Raw genomic sequence first — 17428 nt, 5'->3', positions numbered from 1 at the left:
CGCCTGCGCCGCGAGGTCACAGACCATGGCGAACGCCACGACCGCTTCACCTGCCATGATGGCGGACCCCGCTTCCGAGCGCATCGCGCCGAAGCGGCTGTTCGCTTTCATCATCATGGTGTTCGGGATGTTCATGTCGATCCTGGACATCCAGATCGTCTCGGCGTCCCTGAGTGAAATCCAGGCCGGCCTGTCGGCAAGCTCCAGCGAGGTCTCCTGGGTCCAGACCGCCTATCTGATCGCCGAAGTGATCGCGATCCCGCTGTCGGGATTTTTGTCCCGCGCCTTCGGCACGCGGCTGTTGTTCGCGATCTCGGCGGCCGGCTTCACCGCCTCGAGCCTGCTCTGCGGCTTCGCCACCACCATCGAGGAGATGATCCTCTGGCGCGCGCTGCAAGGTTTTCTCGGCGCCGGCATGATCCCGACGGTGTTCGCCTCGGCCTACACCGTCTTCCCGCGCTCCAAATTCCATATCGTCGGTCCGATCATCGGCCTCGTCGCGACGCTGGCGCCGACCATCGGGCCGACCGTCGGCGGCTACATCACCGACCTGATGTCGTGGAACTGGTTGTTCTTCATCAACATCGTGCCCGGCATCGGCATCACCATCGGCGTGCTGGCGCTGGTCGATTTCGACGAGCCGCATTTCGAATTGCTCGACCGCTTCGACTGGTGGGGCCTGCTGTTCATGGCCGGCTTCCTCGGTACGCTGGAATACGTCCTGGAGGAAGGCCCGCAATATGGATGGATGCAGGACCCCTCGGTCGCGATCTGCGCCTGGATCTGCGGCATCTCGGCGATCGCCTTCTTCTGGCGCGTCTTCACGGCGGCCGAGCCGATCGTCAATCTGCGCACCTTTTCCAATCGCAACTTCGCGATCGGCTGCGTACTTCAGTTCTGCATCGGCATCGGCCTCTACGGCCTGACCTACATCTATCCGCGCTATCTCGCCGAAGTGCGCGGCTATAGCGCGCTGATGATCGGCGAGACCATTGTCGTCTCGGGCATCACCATGTTCCTGGTCGCGCCGCTGGTCGGCCGTCTCATGGCGAAGTACGACATGCGCTACATGATCGCGTTCGGATTGATCGTGTTCGCGCTCGGCTCCTACCAGATGACCTGGATCACGCGCGACTACGATTTCTACGAGCTGTTGATTCCGCAGATCCTGCGCGGCATCGGCATGATGTTCGCGATGGTGCCGACCAACAACATCGCGCTCGGCACGCTGGCGCCGGAACGGGTGAAGAACGCCTCGGGCCTCTTCAACCTGATGCGCAATCTCGGCGGCGCGGTCGGGCTCGCCGTCATCAACACCGTGCTCAACGACCGCACCGACCTGCACATCACGCGCCTGCAGGAGCGCGTCACCTGGGGCAATGCGACCGCGACCGAAACCCTGACCATGTTCATGCAGAAGTTTCAGGGGCTCGGCGACTCCACGCTAATGGCGATGAAGCAACTGAGCCAGATCGTGCACCGCCAGGCGGTCGTGATGAGCTTCGGCGATGCTTTCTTCATCCTGACGCTGTTTTATCTTGGCCTCACCCTCACGGTCACGCTGCTGAAGAAGCCGGCCTCGCCCTTCGGCGCCAGCGGCGACGCGCACTAATTTGCAACACTCGTGCGTGATCTCGCGCGAGCCCCGTTGCAAATCACCAATGACACATCTATAAAGCGCACCTCATTCAATCGAGCCGGGAGGATTTGCATGATTTCGTCGCATTCGCAGATCGCACGCCCGCGCTCGATGATGTTCTGGCTCGGTATGTGCTCGGCCTCCTAGAGGCCTCTTCCGCCAGCTTCGATTGGGCTTCCAGTCCCGATCGCTCCGCTCTCCAAGTCAAAGCCAAGTTCAAGTGACGCCGTCTCGGCCCTCGCGGCCGGCCTGCGTCCATCAATGGAGCCGGCCTGCGCCATAAGCGGCCGGATGATGCCATGACCGCTCTGTCAAAAAAGCCCGCGGCGATACGTGTGGTGCTGCCTTTCGTGTTCCGGCATTGGCTGAAGCAGCCGGGGCGTACCCTCATCGTGGCCGGCGGCTTGCTGGGTGCGACCATCGCCGACCTGTTCATGCCGGTCTTCTCCGGGCATCTGGTCGACGCCCTGACGCGCGGCCCATCCGATCCCGCTGCGCGTCACGCGGCGCTCATGGCATTGGCCGGTATCGTGACGCTGGGCGCGGCCTCCATGGTGCTGCGGCTGACCGGTCTCCAGGCCATCGTGCCGTTCACGCTGAAGATCATGTCCGAGGTGGCGCAGGAGGCCTTCATGCGCGTGCAACGGTTCTCGACCGACTGGCACGCCAACTCCTTCGCGGGATCCACCGTGCGCAAGGTCACCCGCGGGATGTGGGCGCTCGACCTGTTGAACGACACCATCTTGATGGCACTGGCGCCGTCGCTGCTGGTGCTGATCGGGTCGATGATCCTGCTTGGCGTGCACTGGGCCTCGCTTGGCGCGGTGATCGCGCTCGGCGCGCTGGTCTATGTCACGATGACGGTGCTGTTCTCGACGCGCTACATCGCGCCGGCCGCGCGCATCTCCAATGCCTGGGACACCAAGGTCGGCGGCACGCTGGCGGATGCGCTGACCTGCAACGCGGTGGTGAAGTCCTTCGGCGCGGAAGCGCGCGAGGATGCGCGGCTTGGCCGTGTCATCAACCGCTGGCGCGCGCGCGTGAGGCGGACCTGGCTGCGCTACAACTACACCAATCTGGCGCAGCTCTCGGTGCTGCTGGCCTTGCGCGCCTCTGTGATCGGCGGCGCGGTGCTGCTGTGGATGTCGGGGCGAGCCTCGCCCGGCGACGTCACCTATGTGCTGACGAGCTATTACGTCATCCATGCCTATTTGCGCGACGTCGGAATGCACATCAACAACCTTCAGCGCTCGGTCAACGACATGGAGGAGCTGGTGGCGATCCATGACGAGCCGATCGGGATCGCGGATGCGATCGACGCGCGGCCGATCGCGATCGAGGGCGGCGAGATCGTGTTCGACGACGTCACGTTCCATTACGGCGGCCATCACGCGCCGCTCTATGACGGACTGTCGGTCACGATCCGCGCCGGCGAACGCGTCGGTCTCGTCGGCCGCTCCGGTTCCGGCAAGACCACCTTCGTCAAGCTGGTGCAGCGGCTCTACGACGTCAGCGGCGGCCGCGTTCTGATCGATGGGCAAGACATCGCCAGGGCGACGCAGCAATCGCTGCGCAGCCAGATCGCGATCGTGCAGCAGGACCCGATCCTGTTTCACCGCTCGCTCGCCGAGAACATCGCCTATGGCCGGCCCGGCGCCAGCCTGGAGGCAATCGAGCAGGCGGCACGGCTGGCCAACGCGCACGACTTCATCCTGCGTCTGCCCCAGGGCTACGGCACGCTTGTCGGTGAGCGCGGCGTCAAGCTCTCGGGCGGCGAGCGGCAGCGCGTGGCGCTGGCGCGCGCCTTCCTGGCGGACGCGCCGGTGCTGATCCTGGACGAAGCGACCTCGAGCCTCGATTCGGAATCAGAGGCGCTGATCCAGCAGGCGATGGAGCGGCTGATGAGAGGCCGGACCTCGATCGTGATCGCGCACCGGCTGTCGACGGTGCGCAGCCTCGATCGCATCCTGGTGTTCGACCGCGGCGAGATCGTCGAGCAAGGCACGCATGCCAAGCTGGCGGACAAGCCCGGCGGCATCTATCGCGGCCTGTTCGAGCGCCAGGTGGTGGAGCTCGGACGTATTGCAGCAGCGGAATGAGAGCGGGCGGCCGCGGGCCAAAGTCGCCGCGTCTCCGAGGAATCCGTCAAGGATGGAATGACATGAAAGACCTGACCAACGGCTCCGTCGCGAAGCACATCCTGGGCATGGCACCGCCGATCATGGTCGGCATGGTCACCATCATGCTTTGCCAGCTGGTCGATCTGTACTTCGTCTCGGGCCTGGGCGATGCGGCGGTCGCTGGCGTGGCGGCGGCCGGCAATGCCGGCTTTCTCGTCAACGCGCTGATGCAGGTGCTCGGCGTCGGTGCGGTGTCGCTGATCGCGCATGCCGTGGGACGCAAGGATCGGTCGGACGCCAATTTGATCTTCAATCAGGCAATCGTGCTGTCGGTGCTGTTCGGACTGCTGACTCTGGTCGCAGGCGCAGCGCTGTCGCGAACCTACATGGATTCGATTGCTGCGGATCAAGCCACGATCGAGGCGGGAACCACGTATCTGCTGTGGTTCATGCCGGCGCTCGCGCTGCAATTCGCAACCCAGGTGATGGGATCCGCGCTGCGCGCCACCGGGATCGTGCGTCCCACGATGCTGGTGCAGGCGCTTGCGGTCGTCATCAATATCGCGCTGGCGCCGGTCCTGATCGCGGGCTGGGGCACGGGCCATGCGCTCGGCGTTGCCGGTGCGGGGCTGGCCAGCTCGATCGCGGTGTTGATCGGCGTCGTGATGCTGCTTGCGTATTTTCGCAAGGTCGAGCGCTATGTCGCCTTCAATCCGGCGCAGTGGCGTCCGCAGGCGCACCATCTCAAGCGCATTCTCAATGTCGGCCTGCCTGCCGGCGGCGAGTTCGCGATGATGTTCATCTTCATGGCGGTGGTCTATTTCGTGCTGCGCGATTTCGGCGCGGCGGCGCAGGCGGGATTCGGGATCGGACAGCGCGTTTTGGCCCTGATCCAGATGCCGGCGCTCGCGGTTGCACTCGCCGCCGGGCCGATCGCCGGCCAGAACATGGGCGCCGGAAAAGGCCAGCGCGTGCGCGAAACCTTCGTCAAGGCGGCGCTGATCACCAGTGTCGTGATGATCGGCTTCATGTGCCTTGCTCAGTTGAAGCCGCAGCTCCTGCTCGCGGGGTTCTCGAACGATCCCGAGACCATGGAGATCGCCTTCCTGTTCCTGCGGATCATCTCGCTCAACATGATGGCGCAGGGCCTGATCTTCACCTGCTCGAGCATGTTCCAGGGCCTCGGCAATACCAAGCCGGTGCTGTGGAGCTCGGCAACGCGCGTGTTCACCTATTCGCTGCCGGCGATCTGGCTGTCGACGCGGCCGGGCTTCCGGATGGAGCACGTCTGGTACCTGTCCATCGCGGCAACCACGCTGCAGGCGGTGCTGAGCTTGTGGCTGCTACGGCGTGAATTCAGGAAGCGCCTGGTGGTGCTCCGGCACGAACAGGCTCCGGAGCAGGCTGCGCCCGAGCCGGTGGCGTCTCCTGCACGCGCGCCCGCGTAGCGATCGCTTGTCGCCGCCCCACGGCTCCGGCTAATTTGCCGCGCCGTGGGGATGGCGGCTGCAAGGGGCCAAATGACCGAAATGTTGGACGAGCAGCGGCCGAATTCCTGGCTCTCCGCGATCTGGGCGGCACGCTATCGCACACCGGCCCGCTTCGTCGCGCTGATCGCGCTGCTCCTGCCGTGGACCACGACCGGGCTCATCTTTGCGCTCATTCCCTGGCTGATCGCGTTCGCGTTCCTCGACCTCCGCGCGTTTCCGCGTTCGCTGCTTCGGCCGATCTGCCTGCTGCCGATCGCGCTGGTCGCACTCGCCGCCATCGGCACGCTCTGGTCCGATGCGCCATGGCCGGACCGAATCCATGCGATCGGGCCGGCCGCGAAGCTGCTGGTGATCCCGCTTCTGATCTACCAGTTCGAGCGCTGGCCCTGTGGCAATCGGGTGTTTTCCGCGTTCCTGGCGTCCTGCACGGCGCTGATGCTCTATTCTTTCGCCGTTGCCATCGACCCCGCACTGTCGCTGAAACTCTATCTGTCGCGCGGGCCTTACAAGGTCGAAAGCGGGATCGCGGTGCGCAACTACATCGACCAGAGCCAGGAGTTCGCGCTCTGTGCCATCGCGCTGGCCTACCCGATCGTGTTGCTGCTGCGACAAGGGCGTTTCCGCATCGCGGCGCTGTTCGTGGCGCTCGCGATCGGATTCCTCGCCAACATGATGTTCGTCGTGGTCTCGCGCACGGCGCTGGTAACGCTGCCGATCCTGATCGTGGTATTCGCGCTATTGCACTGCGCCGCCGCACCGCGCTGCTCGCCGCCGGCGCGGTTGCGCTGCTGGCCGTGCTGCTGTGGACCGTCTCTCCGCATCTGCGCGCGACGGTCGCCAAATTCAGCGGAGACTATGAAGTCAGCATCGCCGGCAACGACGTCAGCGGCATGGGGTCGCGACTGGAGTACTGGCGCAAATCGCTCGTGTTTACCGCGGACGCGCCGTTGCTCGGTCACGGCACCGGCGCGATCCGCGGTCTGTTCGAGCGCGCGGCTGCCGGCGAGAGCGGGGTGCGCGCGGAAATCGTCGGTGATCCCCACAACCAGACGCTCAATGTCGCCGTGCAGTGGGGGGGGCTGGGCGTCATGATCCTCTACGCGCTCTGGTTCGCGCACCTCTCGCTTTTTCGCGGCGAGGGGCTGGCCTGCTGGGTCGGCCTCCTGGTCGTGGTGCAGAACATGCTGTCCTCGCTGCTCAACTCGCATCTGTTCGATTTCGCCGAGGGCTGGATCTACGTGCTCGGCGTTGGCGTTGCGGGCGGCATGGCGCTCGCGGCGAGGAAAACACGGAGTTAGTGCGCGCCAATACTGTTCCAGACGAGGCCGAGGCCCGACAGGAACAGGAGACCGAGCACGACATCGCCGAAATGCTTGTCGCTCAGCGCGTGATAGACGCGGGCACCGGCCCATGCGCCGATCAGCGTGCCGGGAAAAGCGACCAGCGCGAGCCAGACCACCTTGAATGCGACGAGGCCCGAGGCGGTCTGCAACACCAAGGCGGTGGCGAGCACGGTGAAATTGAAGAGCTGGAAGATGCCGCGCCGCTCGTGCTTATTCCAGCCGCGGATGTTGGCCCACAGGATCGGCAGCGGCCCCGATAGTCCGGCAAGGCCACCCAATATGCCGCCGGCAAAACCGATCGCGCCGTCGGCAATGCGGCCGCCGAATGTGAGGGCGAGCGGCTGCTTGTTCAGATAGAGAGCCGTCGAAAAAACAAGGATCAGCACGCCGACGCTCAGCTTGAACACTTTTGGATCGGCGGAGGCGACCAGCATGGTGCCCAGCGGCACCCCGATCAGTCCCCCAATCAGGAACGGCCACACCAGTGAGAGGTCAAAACTCTTCCACATCGACGGCAGCGTCGAGCTTTGCGCGATCACCGAGCAGATCAGCACCAAGGGCACCGCGAGCGAGGGCGGCAGCACGTAGAGCCAGATGCCGAGCGCCATCAGTGCCGTGCCGAATCCGGCAAGGCCCGAGACGAAGCCCCCGGCCAGTGCGCCGAGCAGCAGCAGCGCGTAGGTGAGCGTTTCCAACAGATTGTCCCTGTGGCCTGGGCGATCCCGAATTGTTGATCGCCATCGCTCGCATAGCACAGCTGCGGCCGCGCAGGTCAATTTCAAAACTGCACGCAAGCGTGATGCCCAACGGCGGGCGTTCGCGAAAGACTGGCCTACATGATGCTCGTACTTCAATCTGAGGGGCGCCCGACGCCATGATACGGTTCGATCGGCCAGTCTCCCGAATGAGAATACGGAAAAGAACGATGACCCGCACGAAGATTGCCGTGGCAGCCGCGCTAGTGTCGGCGGCGGCGTTGATGCCCACAATGGCGCAGGCGCAGTTTTCCGAGCCTGCGGCCTATCAGGCCGCCCATCCCGACCGCGACGTGCTGAACGGCGGCCAGCTCACGCCCGCTGCGCGTGCGGCCCGTGGCGAGACGGTGGCGCCGAGCGAGGCCTATGCGGCCTATCCGTCAGGCGTGACGCCGCTCGTTCGCTCTCGCCATCGCCGCCCGCATCACTAATTGCTAGACGATCTGCCTGGTGTCGGCGGGCCTATGCAGCGCGCTCACGAGGATGCGTAGCGCTTCCGTCAATTCCGCTCTGTTGCGCGCTGCGCCAAGCGAGACGCGCGCCGCATGTGGCGGCGTCCCGTCGACGGTGAAGGCATCGGCGGCGACGACGGCGAGCCCGTTCCGCAACAGATGCGCTGCGACGTCGGGGCGGTCTTCCGGCAGCCGCAGCCACAGATGGTGGGCGGCGGGCTTCGCCTGGAACTCCAAGCCTTTGAGTGCCCGTTGCGCGAGCTGCTGGCGGCCGAGCGCCTCGCTCCTGATGGCGGTGATGATGCGGTCGGCGATTCCGGTCTCGATCCAATGCGTCACCAGCGCGACCATCAGCGGCGCCGGCATCTGCACCGTCGCCTGCAAATAGTTGCGCATCTCCCGCTGCGAGCTGCTGTCGGGCGTCACCAGATAGGCAACCCGTAGCGCGGGCGCGATGCACTTTGACAGTGTGGTCGCGAGATATGTCCGCTCCGGAATGAGATTGGCGATTGGCGACGCCGAGCGATCGAGCAGCCCGTAGGCGTCGTCCTCGATTAGCGTCGTATCGGCATCGTTGATGATCTCGGCGGTGGCACTGCGGCGCTCGGGGAGAAGCGTCGCGGTGGTCGGATTGTGCAGTGTCGGAATGAGATAGACTGCTTTCGGCTTGTGCGTGCGGCAAGCCTTCGCCAGCGCGTCGGGCAGGATGCCGCCGTCATCCATGGCCACGCCGACGAGCTTGACGCCGAGCCGCGCCGCGGCGGCCTTGATGCCGGGGAAGGTGAGAGCCTCCGTCAGCACGATGTCGCCGGGCCGCGTTAGGTGGGCGAGCAGGTTGAACAGGATCGTCTGCGCGCCGGGAAAGATCACGAGTCTGTCGGCATGCGCATGCGGCGCGCGGGCGCGCATCCAGCGCGCCGCGACCTCGCGCTCATGTGCGCTGCCGCCGGGCGGTTGGTAGTTGAGATGCGCCGTCAGGCCCGATTGCGCGCGGATGGCTTCCATCCCGGCGATGATGCGCTCGTCGAGCTGGGCTTCGAGTGGTTGCGGCGGCACATTCATCGAGAGGTCGATCGCGACGGGATGCGGCAGATCGATCGCGCGGCGTGCGCTGGTCTCCGACACGAACGAACCCTGGCCGACCCGGGCTTCCATGATGCCGCGGCGCCGCGCCTCGGTATAGGCGCGCGTCACCGTGGTGAGGTCGATGCCGAGCGCCTTTGCCAGTGCCCGCTGCGTCGGCAGTTGCCGCCCGCGTACCAGACGGCCGGCTGCGATATCGGCCTCCATGGCCTCGACAATGCGCTGGTAGCGTGGCCCGCTCAGCTCCGAGATTGCAGGGGTCCAATCCATGCAATTTAAGCCCATATCCTTTGAATGTATGGATACAACATAGTATTGTATGGACCGAAGAAAAGGAAGAGGTGCTGTCATGGCAGCGGGTTCAGTTTCCCTAGCGAAAGCAATGTGGCGCGGTTTCATGAGCAAATGCCCGAGTTGCGGCCAAGGGCATGCGTTCGGCCGTTTCCTGAAAGTGGCCGACACCTGCGACCATTGCGGCGAGGAGCTGTTTCACCAGCGCGCCGACGATTTTCCGGCCTATCTCGTCATGGTTGTGGTCGGCCATCTCGTGGTTCCCGCGATCCTCGCGGTCGAGACTGCCTATGCGCCGGCAGTCTGGCTGCAACTGGCGGTGTGGCTGCCGGTGACGTTGTTCGCTTCGCTCGCGCTGCTGCAGCCGACCAAGGGTGCCATCGTCGGGCTGCAATGGCAGATCGGCATGCACGGTTTTGAGGCAGGCAAGCTGCGGCGCGAAGCTGGTCGGCCTGCACCCGTTCTCGTGAAAGCGAACGCGCCGCGCGCCGCCTGAGCGCCGCGTTTACATCGCGCGCTCGGCCGCTACACTCCATCGTACAAACAAGAACGATGGAAACGCCGATGGCCGCACGCTCAAAAACCTTCCTGCTTTGTCACGGCGCCTGGTCCGGCGGATGGGCCTGGAAGAAGATGCATCCGCTGATGGCGCAGGCCGGCCACCGCCTGATTGCGCCGACCTATACTGGGCTCGGCGAGCGCGCCCATCTGGCAAGTCCCGCGATCGACCTGGAGACGCATATCCAGGACATCCTCAATGTGATCGCCTTCGAGGATCTCAGCGACATCGTGCTGCTCGGTCACAGCTATGGCGGCATGGTCGCCACCGGCGTCGCCGATCGCGCCCGCGAGCGTGTGTCGCAATTGATCTATCTCGACGCCTTCGTGCCCCGTGACGGCCAGTCGCTGTTCGATCTCAACGAGAGCGGACGCGAGCCGATGCGCAAGGCCGTGGCCGCGGGCGACGGCTACCGCATCCTGCCCAACCCGCCCCCGCCGGATACGCCGCAGGCCGATCTCGACTGGCTCATCGCCCGCCGCGTCGCGATGCCGATCAAATGCTTCGAGACCAAGCTGAAGCTCGAACATGGCGAGCCGGCGATGCCGCGCAGCTACATTTATTGCACGCGCATTCCGCCGGGCGACGTGTTCGCGCAGTTTGCCAAGCGCACGAAGAGCGAGAATGGCTGGCGTTACGTCGCGCTCGACGCCAGCCACGCGCCGAACGTCACGGCACCGGAAGCGCTGATGGGCGTGTTGCAAGAGATCGTCGGATAGCGGGCCCCAAAATGGTGAGGGGCCCGATGCGGTCAGCATCGAACCCCTCGTCACGTCTTAGCAAGACGCGTTTTCTTCATGCGAACCGGAAAACCACTTCGCTCGAAAACGCTTTAGAATATCAGCCGGCCTGTAAGCCGGGTTCTGTAGGGCACCGTCCGCTTGCGCGAACGATACGTGACGGCCATTCCTCTGGGACCATGTTTGCACATGGCCTCGAGCAACCTACCCGGACGGCGGGCCTGACATCGCCCCGCGGCGTTATCGCTTTCGCGAACAGCCCGCTATGCCGTCCCTATTCGGTTTTGCTCCCGGTGGGGTTTACCATGCCGGCTCCGTTGCCGCAGCCGCGGTGCGCTCTTACCGCACCTTTTCACCCTTACCCTGCGAAGCCCGAAGGCGAAGCAGGGCGGTTCGTTCTCTGTGGCACTTTCCCTAAGGTCACCCTCGCCGGACGTTATCCGGCACCGTATGTCAAGGGAGCCCGGACTTTCCTCCCCGGCGGCCTTTCGGCTGTTACAGGGGCGGCCGTCCGGCCGACTGACGGCTTACGCATGGAGCATTTGTGACGGTTCCGTCAAGCCGATATCGCCATGCACGCTTCGCCCGAAATAATTTATCCTGAAGATGTCGTTGGGAGCGTGCCCCATTCGACTGGATGTCGGCGATCCAGCCGTGCAACAGGAGTTAAGCGATGCAGTATTTGCTGATGATCTACCAGAACGAAGCCGAGTACGCGAATATGCGTCCGGCGGCCGGCCAGCAGATGACGGCGGAGTATCAGACCTTCACGCAAGGCATCATTCAGAGTGGCGCTTTCAAGGCCGGCGACCGGCTTCAGCCGACCACGACCGCGACGACCGTGCGCGTGCGCGATGGCAAGACGCTGACGACCGACGGCCCGTTTGCCGAAACCCGCGAGCAACTCGGCGGCTATTACCTCGTCGAGGCCAAGGATCTCGATACTGCTATCGAGATCGCGGCGCGGATTCCGTCGGCGCGCATCGGCTCGATCGAGGTGCGGCCGATCTGGGTCTACGAGAAGTGATGGCGCAGCCGCGCATCGGTGCATGACGCTGTCCGAGATCGACAAGATCTTCCGCGACGAGGCGGGGCGGGCGCTGGCCACGCTGATCCGCCTCGTCGGCGATTTCGATCTCGCCGAGGACGCGCTCCAGGACGCCTTTGCCGTTGCATTGGAACGCTGGCCGGCGGGCGAGTTTCCCGAGAACCCGCGCGCCTGGCTGGTCAATGTCGCCAAGCACAAGGTGATCGACCGTATCAGGCGCCAAGCCGTCTTCCGCGGCAAGCAGCTGACGCTTGTGCACGAGCTCGAGCTGAACGCGCAAGCGCCCGACGAGCCGCCGGCGGTGCTCGACGACGACATGCTGCGGCTGATCTTCACCTGCTGTCATCCCGCGTTCGCGCCCGAGGTCCAGGTGGCGCTGACGCTGCGCACCGTCTGCGGGCTCTCAACGGCGCAAGTCGCGCGCGCCTTCCTTGTCAGCGAGGAGGCGATGGCGCAGCGTCTCGTTCGCGCCAAGCGGAAGATCAGGCTCGCCGGCATTCCCTACGAGGTGCCCGAGCGCGACACGCTGGTGCCGCGGCTCGACGGTGTGCTCGCCGTGATCTATCTCGTCTTCACCGAAGGCTATGTGGCGACTTCGGGTGCGGATTTGATGCGGCCCGATCTTGCGGCCGAGGCGATCCGGCTTGGCCGTTTGCTCGACCGGCTGCTGCCGGATCGCGCCGGCATCAAGGGATTGCTGGCACTGATGCTGCTGCACGATGCGCGTCGCGCCGGGCGCGAGACGGCCGCCGGCGACATCGTGCTGTTGGAAGAGCAGGATCGTTCGCGATGGGACCGTGCGCAGATCGAGCAGGGTCTGCGTCTGGTGGACGACGCGCTGCGCGTGCCCGGCCGGCCGCAGCCTTATGCCGTGCAGGCCGCGATCGCCGCGCTGCATGCGCGTGCGCCTAGCTATGAGCAGACGGACTGGCCGCAGATTGCCGGGCTCTACGAGGTTCTGCTGCGCATCAACCCTTCACCTGTGGTCGAGCTCAACCACGCGGCGGCGGTGTCGATGGTCGATGGGCCGGCACGTGCGCTCGATCTTGTGGATGCGATCGCCGCGCGCGGCGGGCTCGATGGGTACGAGCTGTTGCCCGCGGTGCGGGCGGATCTGTTGCGGCGGCTCCGCCGGAAGGAGGAGGCGCGCGAGGCCTATCGCGTAGCGACGGAGGCGACGCAGCTGGAGCCGCTGCGGCGGCTCTATGCGCGGCGAGTGAGGGAGATGGAGTAGCTGCCGCCTCATACTCCGTCATTGCGAGGAGCACTTGCGACGAAGCAATCCAGACTGTTTCCGCGAAGGCAGTCTGGATTGCTTCGCTTCGCTCGCAATGACGGGGTGTGTGGCAGTCGCCCTCACTTCGTGGCGATGGTCGTTGCCTCCTGAGGGAGACTCCCCAGCAGCGCCTGCAAGGTCGAGAGCGTCGAGTGATCCGCGACCCCATCCAGTCGCGCCGGGCGGAAATGGCGCTGGAACGCGGTGACGACTTCCATGGTCGCGGCGTCGTATTTGCCGGTGAGGGGAACGCCGTAACCGTATCTGGCGAGCGCCTGCTGCAGGCTCAGCACCTCGTCGCTGATGGTGCCGAGCATCAGGCTCTCGCCGCGTACGACCGGCGCGGGCGTGACCCAGTGGCCGACGCCGGAATTCGCCAGCGAATGCCACGGAAATTTCTCGCCGGGATCTTTCTTGCGCGCGGGCGCCACGTCGGAATGGCCGAGCACCCGGTGCGCCGGCACCTTGCGCCGGAGCATGATGCCGCGGCATAGCGCGATTACGGCGGCGATCTGGCGCAGCGGAAACTCGGGATAGCCCCAGTCGTGGCCGCGATTGACGATCTCGATCCCGATCGAGCAGGAATTGATGTCGTCCTCGCCGGCCCAGGACGAGACGCCGGCATGCCAAGCGCGCCTGGCCTCCGGCACGCATTGCACGATGCGGCCGTCTTCCAGCACGACGTAGTGCGCCGATACTTCGGTTCCCGCGGAGCAGAGCCGCGCCAGCGCACCCTCGACGTCGGGCATGCCGGTGTAATGCAGCACGATCATATCGGGCTGCCGGCCCTTGTTGCGGTCGCCATGGTTCGGTGAGGGGATGATGTCGGAGACGATCGAGGAATCCGGCTCGAACGTCCGCATGTTCGCCGCGGCCTTGGGAACCGGGAGAACGCGCTGACGCTTCGAATCAGATCCAGATGGCGTGGACGAACCGGACGACATAAACAGCTCGAGACAGACGGAGAGCGGGCCAAGCCCTTCTCTTTACTATTCCTTTACCCTCAACCGTGCGCAATCGCGCGACTGGGTTAACGGATGTATTTTGGCGCATGTGTGTGGATGAAGCATCACCGCCGCGTCGGCTTTTCGACTTGTCGCGAGCCGATCAACGCTTTCTTAACGCTAAGGGCCGTTACTGAGAGATGAAGAGCCGACCCGCGTCCGGAGGCGGCCAAAGCGTATTTTGGCTCGAAAATCCCATGGCTGCCCGACAAATTCCACTGGGAACACTGGGTTGGCGGCTCAGGGTCACCGGGCTGGCTAACCATGCTGGACGGGGGCTGGGTCGTGGAACCGCCGCAACGCGGAATCATTCGAGGCGTTATGAGCTTGTTCGTCCCCGATCTCACTTGGGAGCAAGGCGGGGCGCTCGGCAGGCTTGGCATCGGCAGGCTTGGCATCCGCAAGCTTCCCATCGGCAGGCTTGGCACATGAGCTCGGCTCCGCACGTCCCCGTTCTCGGCCGTGAGGCCATCGACCACCTCGCCCCACGCGAGGGCGGCGTCTATGTCGATGCCACCTTTGGTGCCGGCGGCTATAGCCGTGCCATTCTCGACGTGCCGGGAACCCGGCTCATTGCCATTGACCGCGATCGGACCGCGATCGCGGGCGGCGCCGAGCTGGTCGAACGCTCCGCGGGCCGGCTGACGCTCGTTGAAGATCGCTTCTCCAACCTCGCCGAGGTCTGCGCGGCGCAAGGCATCGACGGCGTGGACGGCGTCGTGATGGATGTCGGCGTGTCCTCGATGCAGCTCGACCAGGCCGGTCGCGGCTTCTCTTTCCGCCTCGACGGTCCGCTCGACATGCGGATGGGACAGTCGGGCCCGACCGCGGCCGACATCGTCGCGCGCGCGTCGGAAGGCGATCTCGCCGACATCATTTATCTTTTCGGCGAAGAGCGGCATTCGCGCCGCATCGCCCGCGCCATCGTCGCGGATCGGCAGGAGACGCCGTTCACGACCACGCGCGCGCTCGCCGATCTCATCGGCAGGGTGGTTCGCTCCAAGCCCGGCGATATCCACCCGGCAACGCGGACGTTCCAGGCCCTGCGCATCTTTGTCAACGAAGAGCTCGAGGAACTCCAGAGCGCGCTCAATGCTGCCGAGCGAGTGCTCAAGCCGGGTGGTCGCCTCGTGGTCGTCTCGTTCCATTCGCTGGAAGACCGCATCGTCAAGAATTTTCTCGCCGATCGCAGCAAGACGGGCGGCGGATCACGCCATCTGCCGGAGATGTCGCAAGCTGTGCCGAGCTTCCAGCTTCTGACGCGGCGGCCGGTGATCGCAGGCGAAGACGAAGTCGGCCGTAACCCGCGCGCGCGGTCTGCAAAACTGCGCGCCGCCGAGCGCACCTCGGCACCTGCGCATGACGATCGCGAGCAATCGTCATGGCCAAAGCTCTCCGACGTCATGAGGGGTGGCTAGCGCATGCGCTTCATCCACCTCCTCGTCATCGGCGCGCTGGTCTTCGCGGCGGCCTATGTCTACCGGATCAAGATGGACTCGACGGCGCGCACTGAAAAGGTGCTGCGGCTGCATGCGGAGATTCGCGAGCAGCGCGATGCGATCGCGGCGCTGCGCTCCGAATGGGCCAAGCTCGACGCGCCCCTGCGCCTGCAAGGCCTGTCCGACCGGCATCTGCAGCTCAAGCCGGTCAACGGCACGCAATATGATTCACTGAAGAATTTGCCCGAGCGTCCGCCGCGGATGTTCAGGCCGGGCGAGCCGGATCCGATCGGGGCCATGCTCAACACTATCGAAGCCGCGAGCGATCCCGATAATGTGACGGGCTCCGTGCCTCACCCCGAGGACAAGCAATGAATGCTGTGACCCCGGCCAAACCTGCAGAAAAGCCGACTGAGCCTTGGCGGCAGCGGCTGATCCGCAGTCTGCTGTACGGGCGCAACGTCGATCGCGCGGCGAAGGCGCGGGCGCGCGTCGGCCTGGCGATGCTCGCCTTTGCCGCGGTCTACGCCCTGATCGGCGGCCGGCTCGTGATGTTCGCGATCGGCGCCGACGCTCATGGCGCGCGCCGCGCCGCGGCGCAGGAGGTGGTCGCGACCGCGCGGCCCGATATCGTCGATCGCAACGGTGCGATCCTCGCGACCGACGTCAAGGCCTCGAGCCTGTTCGGCGAGCCGCGCCGCATCATCGACAAGGACGAGGCGATCGAGCTTCTGACCGCCACGGTGCCCGATCTCGACGAGGCCGAGGTGCGCGAGCGCCTGAGGACGCGCAAGGGCTTCGTCTGGCTCAAGCGCGAGATTACGGCAAAGCAGCAGCAGGACATCCACAAGCTCGGCATTCCGGGCATCGGCTTCCTGCGCGAGAACAAGCGCGTCTATCCGACCGGCAACGAGGTCGCCCACCTCATCGGCCTCGTCAACATCGACAATCAGGGCATCGCCGGCATGGAGAAGTGGCTCGACAATCAGGGCCTCGCCGATCTCCACCGCGCGGGCTTTGCCACCGACCGGCTGCAAAAGCCGATCGAGCTCTCGGTCGATCTGCGCGTCGAGCACGCCCTGCGCGACGAGCTCCTGAAGGCCAAGGAGAAGTACCACACCAAGGCCGCCTCCGGCATCGTCTCCAACGTCAAGACCGGCGAGATCGTGGCGATGGTCTCCCTTCCGGACTTCGATCCCAACAATCCGAAGGAAGCGCACGATCCGGACCGCATCAACCGCCTGACCACCGGCGTCTACGAGATGGGCTCGACCTTCAAGGCGTTCACGCTGGCGATGGCGCTCGATTCCGGCAAGATCAATTTGAACACGTCGTGGGATGCACGCGGAAACCTGCACTACGGCAAGTTCACCATCCACGACAGCCATCCGCTCGGACGCTTCATCAACACCAAGGAAGTGTTCACCTTCTCATCCAATATCGGTGCCGCGCGGATCGCGCTCGGCCAGGGCGTCGAGGCCCACAAGGCATTCCTCGCCAAGATGGGCCAGTTGACCCGGCTGCGCACCGAGCTGCCGGAAAGCGCGGCACCGCTGATACCGCGCCGCTGGGGCGAGCTGAACACGGTGACCATCGCGTTCGGCCAGGGCATGTCGGTGGCGCCGCTGCAGGCGGTGATGGGTATCAACGCGCTGGTGAACGGCGGCTATTTGATCCCACCAACCTTCATGAAGCGCAGCGAGTCCGAAGCGGCGGCGATGGCCAAGCGCGTGATCAAGCAGGACACCAGCGACAAGATGCGGTTCCTGATGCGGCTCAATGCCGAAATCGGCACCGCCAAGACGGCCGACGTCAAGGGTTACTACGTCGGCGGCAAGACGGGTACGTCCGAGAAGGTCATCAACGGCCGCTACGCCAAAAAGCGGGTGCTCAACTCCTTCACCGCGATCATGCCCTGCGACGATCCCAAATATCAGATCCTGATCATGCTGGACGAGCCTCAGGCGATTCCCGAAACGAAGGGTTTCATCACCTCGGGCTGGAACGCGGTGCCGACCGGCGGCAAGGTGATCGAGCGGATCGCGCCGCTTTTAGGCGTCGAGCCGCGGTTTGACCTGCCGCCGTCCGAGCGCCTTATTCTTGCAGCATCCAGGACAACCCAGTAATCAACCGGGTGGGCCGTTGCCGCCGCTGAGTCGGGATTTCCCTGGAGATTCGGCTTCCGGCGC

At 64.9% G+C, this 17428-nt stretch carries 14 protein-coding genes, 1 other RNA gene and 1 pseudogene; 12 read left to right on the top strand and 4 right to left on the bottom strand.

The window, feature by feature from the left end; genetic code table 11:
• Positions 1-25 precede the first annotated feature (25 nt).
• The 4 genes and pseudogenes from IVA88_RS31040 (at position 26) to IVA88_RS31025 (ending at position 6547) form a co-directional block, all read left to right on the top strand.
• Complete coding sequence (locus tag IVA88_RS31040; protein ID WP_247500990.1) at positions 26-1612, top strand: DHA2 family efflux MFS transporter permease subunit; 1587 nt, start codon at positions 26-28, stop codon at positions 1610-1612.
• A gap of 326 nt (positions 1613-1938) precedes the next feature.
• Positions 1939-3738: an ABC transporter ATP-binding protein gene (locus IVA88_RS31035; RefSeq protein WP_247500989.1), complete on the top strand. Its 1800-nt coding sequence runs from the start codon at positions 1939-1941 to the stop codon at positions 3736-3738.
• Positions 3739-3800: 62 nt separating this feature from the next.
• Positions 3801-5207 (top strand): MATE family efflux transporter, encoded by a 1407-nt coding sequence (locus tag IVA88_RS31030; protein ID WP_247500988.1) that lies wholly within the window; start codon positions 3801-3803, stop codon positions 5205-5207.
• A 72-nt stretch (positions 5208-5279) separates the two neighbouring features.
• A pseudogene (locus IVA88_RS31025) lies at positions 5280-6547 on the top strand (O-antigen ligase family protein).
• Here IVA88_RS31025 and IVA88_RS31020 read toward each other — a convergent pair.
• The gene (locus tag IVA88_RS31020) at positions 6544-7287 is read right to left on the bottom strand and encodes a sulfite exporter TauE/SafE family protein (RefSeq protein WP_247500987.1); all 744 of its coding nucleotides are present in this window, start codon (positions 7285-7287) and stop codon (positions 6544-6546) included. The pseudogene IVA88_RS31025 and the gene IVA88_RS31020 sit on opposite strands and share 4 nt — an antisense overlap.
• Positions 7288-7517: 230 nt before the next feature.
• On the opposite strand from IVA88_RS31020, the gene IVA88_RS31015 reads away from it, so the two are divergent.
• Positions 7518-7778 (top strand): hypothetical protein, encoded by a 261-nt coding sequence (locus IVA88_RS31015; protein WP_247500986.1) that lies wholly within the window; start codon positions 7518-7520, stop codon positions 7776-7778.
• A gap of 3 nt (positions 7779-7781) precedes the next feature.
• On the opposite strand, the gene IVA88_RS31010 is transcribed toward IVA88_RS31015, so the two are convergent.
• Positions 7782-9152, bottom strand: coding sequence for a PLP-dependent aminotransferase family protein (locus tag IVA88_RS31010; RefSeq protein ID WP_247500985.1), 1371 nt, complete (start codon positions 9150-9152; stop codon positions 7782-7784).
• Positions 9153-9201: 49 nt separating this feature from the next.
• Between IVA88_RS31010 and IVA88_RS31005 the strand changes: the two genes are divergently transcribed.
• Both IVA88_RS31005 and IVA88_RS31000 read left to right on the top strand, forming a co-directional pair.
• Positions 9202-9669 carry a DUF983 domain-containing protein gene (locus IVA88_RS31005; protein WP_247500984.1) on the top strand — a complete coding sequence of 156 codons (468 nt, stop codon included), beginning with the start codon at positions 9202-9204 and terminating at the stop codon, positions 9667-9669.
• A 68-nt stretch (positions 9670-9737) separates the two neighbouring features.
• Positions 9738-10451 (top strand): alpha/beta hydrolase, encoded by a 714-nt coding sequence (locus tag IVA88_RS31000; protein WP_247500983.1) that lies wholly within the window; start codon positions 9738-9740, stop codon positions 10449-10451.
• A gap of 117 nt (positions 10452-10568) precedes the next feature.
• Here IVA88_RS31000 and rnpB read toward each other — a convergent pair.
• Positions 10569-10995: RNase P RNA component class A (rnpB, locus tag IVA88_RS30995), an RNA gene on the bottom strand.
• Between the two features lie 150 nt (positions 10996-11145).
• Here rnpB and IVA88_RS30990 point away from each other — a divergent pair.
• Both IVA88_RS30990 and IVA88_RS30985 read left to right on the top strand, forming a co-directional pair.
• Positions 11146-11499, top strand: a complete 354-nt coding sequence (locus IVA88_RS30990) for a YciI family protein (RefSeq protein ID WP_247500982.1) — start codon at positions 11146-11148, stop codon at positions 11497-11499.
• Positions 11500-11521: 22 nt separating this feature from the next.
• Positions 11522-12754 (top strand): sigma-70 family RNA polymerase sigma factor, encoded by a 1233-nt coding sequence (locus tag IVA88_RS30985; protein ID WP_247500981.1) that lies wholly within the window; start codon positions 11522-11524, stop codon positions 12752-12754.
• A 122-nt stretch (positions 12755-12876) separates the two neighbouring features.
• On the opposite strand, the gene IVA88_RS30980 is transcribed toward IVA88_RS30985, so the two are convergent.
• Positions 12877-13659 (bottom strand): N-acetylmuramoyl-L-alanine amidase, encoded by a 783-nt coding sequence (locus IVA88_RS30980; RefSeq protein WP_247500980.1) that lies wholly within the window; start codon positions 13657-13659, stop codon positions 12877-12879.
• A 569-nt stretch (positions 13660-14228) separates the two neighbouring features.
• Between IVA88_RS30980 and rsmH the strand changes: the two genes are divergently transcribed.
• Genes rsmH through IVA88_RS30965 form a run of 3 tightly spaced genes read left to right on the top strand, consistent with a single transcriptional unit; the run spans position 14229 to position 17365 of the window.
• Positions 14229-15218, top strand: a complete 990-nt coding sequence (gene rsmH, locus IVA88_RS30975) for a 16S rRNA (cytosine(1402)-N(4))-methyltransferase RsmH (RefSeq protein ID WP_247500979.1) — start codon at positions 14229-14231, stop codon at positions 15216-15218.
• Positions 15219-15221: 3 nt separating this feature from the next.
• The gene (locus IVA88_RS30970) at positions 15222-15614 is read left to right on the top strand and encodes a hypothetical protein (RefSeq protein WP_247500978.1); all 393 of its coding nucleotides are present in this window, start codon (positions 15222-15224) and stop codon (positions 15612-15614) included.
• A complete protein-coding gene (locus IVA88_RS30965; RefSeq protein WP_247500977.1) occupies positions 15611-17365 on the top strand; it encodes a penicillin-binding protein 2 in 1755 nt (584 codons plus the stop codon). Before IVA88_RS30970 ends, IVA88_RS30965 begins: the two co-directional genes overlap by 4 nt.
• Positions 17366-17428 lie beyond the last annotated feature (63 nt).

This window comes from Bradyrhizobium sp. 149, from assembly GCF_023073915.1.
GTDB lineage: Bacteria > Pseudomonadota > Alphaproteobacteria > Rhizobiales > Xanthobacteraceae > Bradyrhizobium.
This window is presented reverse-complemented; position numbering and strand designations above follow the sequence as displayed.

What these genes read in the sequence shown, in the direction of transcription:
- rsmH (WP_247500979.1), top strand. Translation starts at nt 14,229, where the DNA reads ATGAGCTCGGCTCCGCACGTCCCCGTTCTCGGCCGTGAGGCCATCGAC.
- IVA88_RS30965 (WP_247500977.1), top strand. Translation starts at nt 15,611, where the DNA reads ATGAATGCTGTGACCCCGGCCAAACCTGCAGAAAAGCCGACTGAGCCT.
- IVA88_RS30985 (WP_247500981.1), top strand. Translation starts at nt 11,522, where the DNA reads ATGACGCTGTCCGAGATCGACAAGATCTTCCGCGACGAGGCGGGGCGG.
- IVA88_RS31035 (WP_247500989.1), top strand. Translation starts at nt 1,939, where the DNA reads ATGACCGCTCTGTCAAAAAAGCCCGCGGCGATACGTGTGGTGCTGCCT.
- IVA88_RS31005 (WP_247500984.1), top strand. Translation starts at nt 9,202, where the DNA reads ATGGACCGAAGAAAAGGAAGAGGTGCTGTCATGGCAGCGGGTTCAGTT.
- IVA88_RS31015 (WP_247500986.1), top strand. Translation starts at nt 7,518, where the DNA reads ATGACCCGCACGAAGATTGCCGTGGCAGCCGCGCTAGTGTCGGCGGCG.
- IVA88_RS30980 (WP_247500980.1), bottom strand. Translation starts at nt 13,659, where the DNA reads ATGCGGACGTTCGAGCCGGATTCCTCGATCGTCTCCGACATCATCCCC.
- IVA88_RS31030 (WP_247500988.1), top strand. Translation starts at nt 3,801, where the DNA reads ATGAAAGACCTGACCAACGGCTCCGTCGCGAAGCACATCCTGGGCATG.
- IVA88_RS31040 (WP_247500990.1), top strand. Translation starts at nt 26, where the DNA reads ATGGCGAACGCCACGACCGCTTCACCTGCCATGATGGCGGACCCCGCT.
- IVA88_RS30970 (WP_247500978.1), top strand. Translation starts at nt 15,222, where the DNA reads ATGCGCTTCATCCACCTCCTCGTCATCGGCGCGCTGGTCTTCGCGGCG.
- IVA88_RS31000 (WP_247500983.1), top strand. Translation starts at nt 9,738, where the DNA reads ATGGCCGCACGCTCAAAAACCTTCCTGCTTTGTCACGGCGCCTGGTCC.
- IVA88_RS30990 (WP_247500982.1), top strand. Translation starts at nt 11,146, where the DNA reads ATGCAGTATTTGCTGATGATCTACCAGAACGAAGCCGAGTACGCGAAT.
- IVA88_RS31010 (WP_247500985.1), bottom strand. Translation starts at nt 9,152, where the DNA reads ATGGATTGGACCCCTGCAATCTCGGAGCTGAGCGGGCCACGCTACCAG.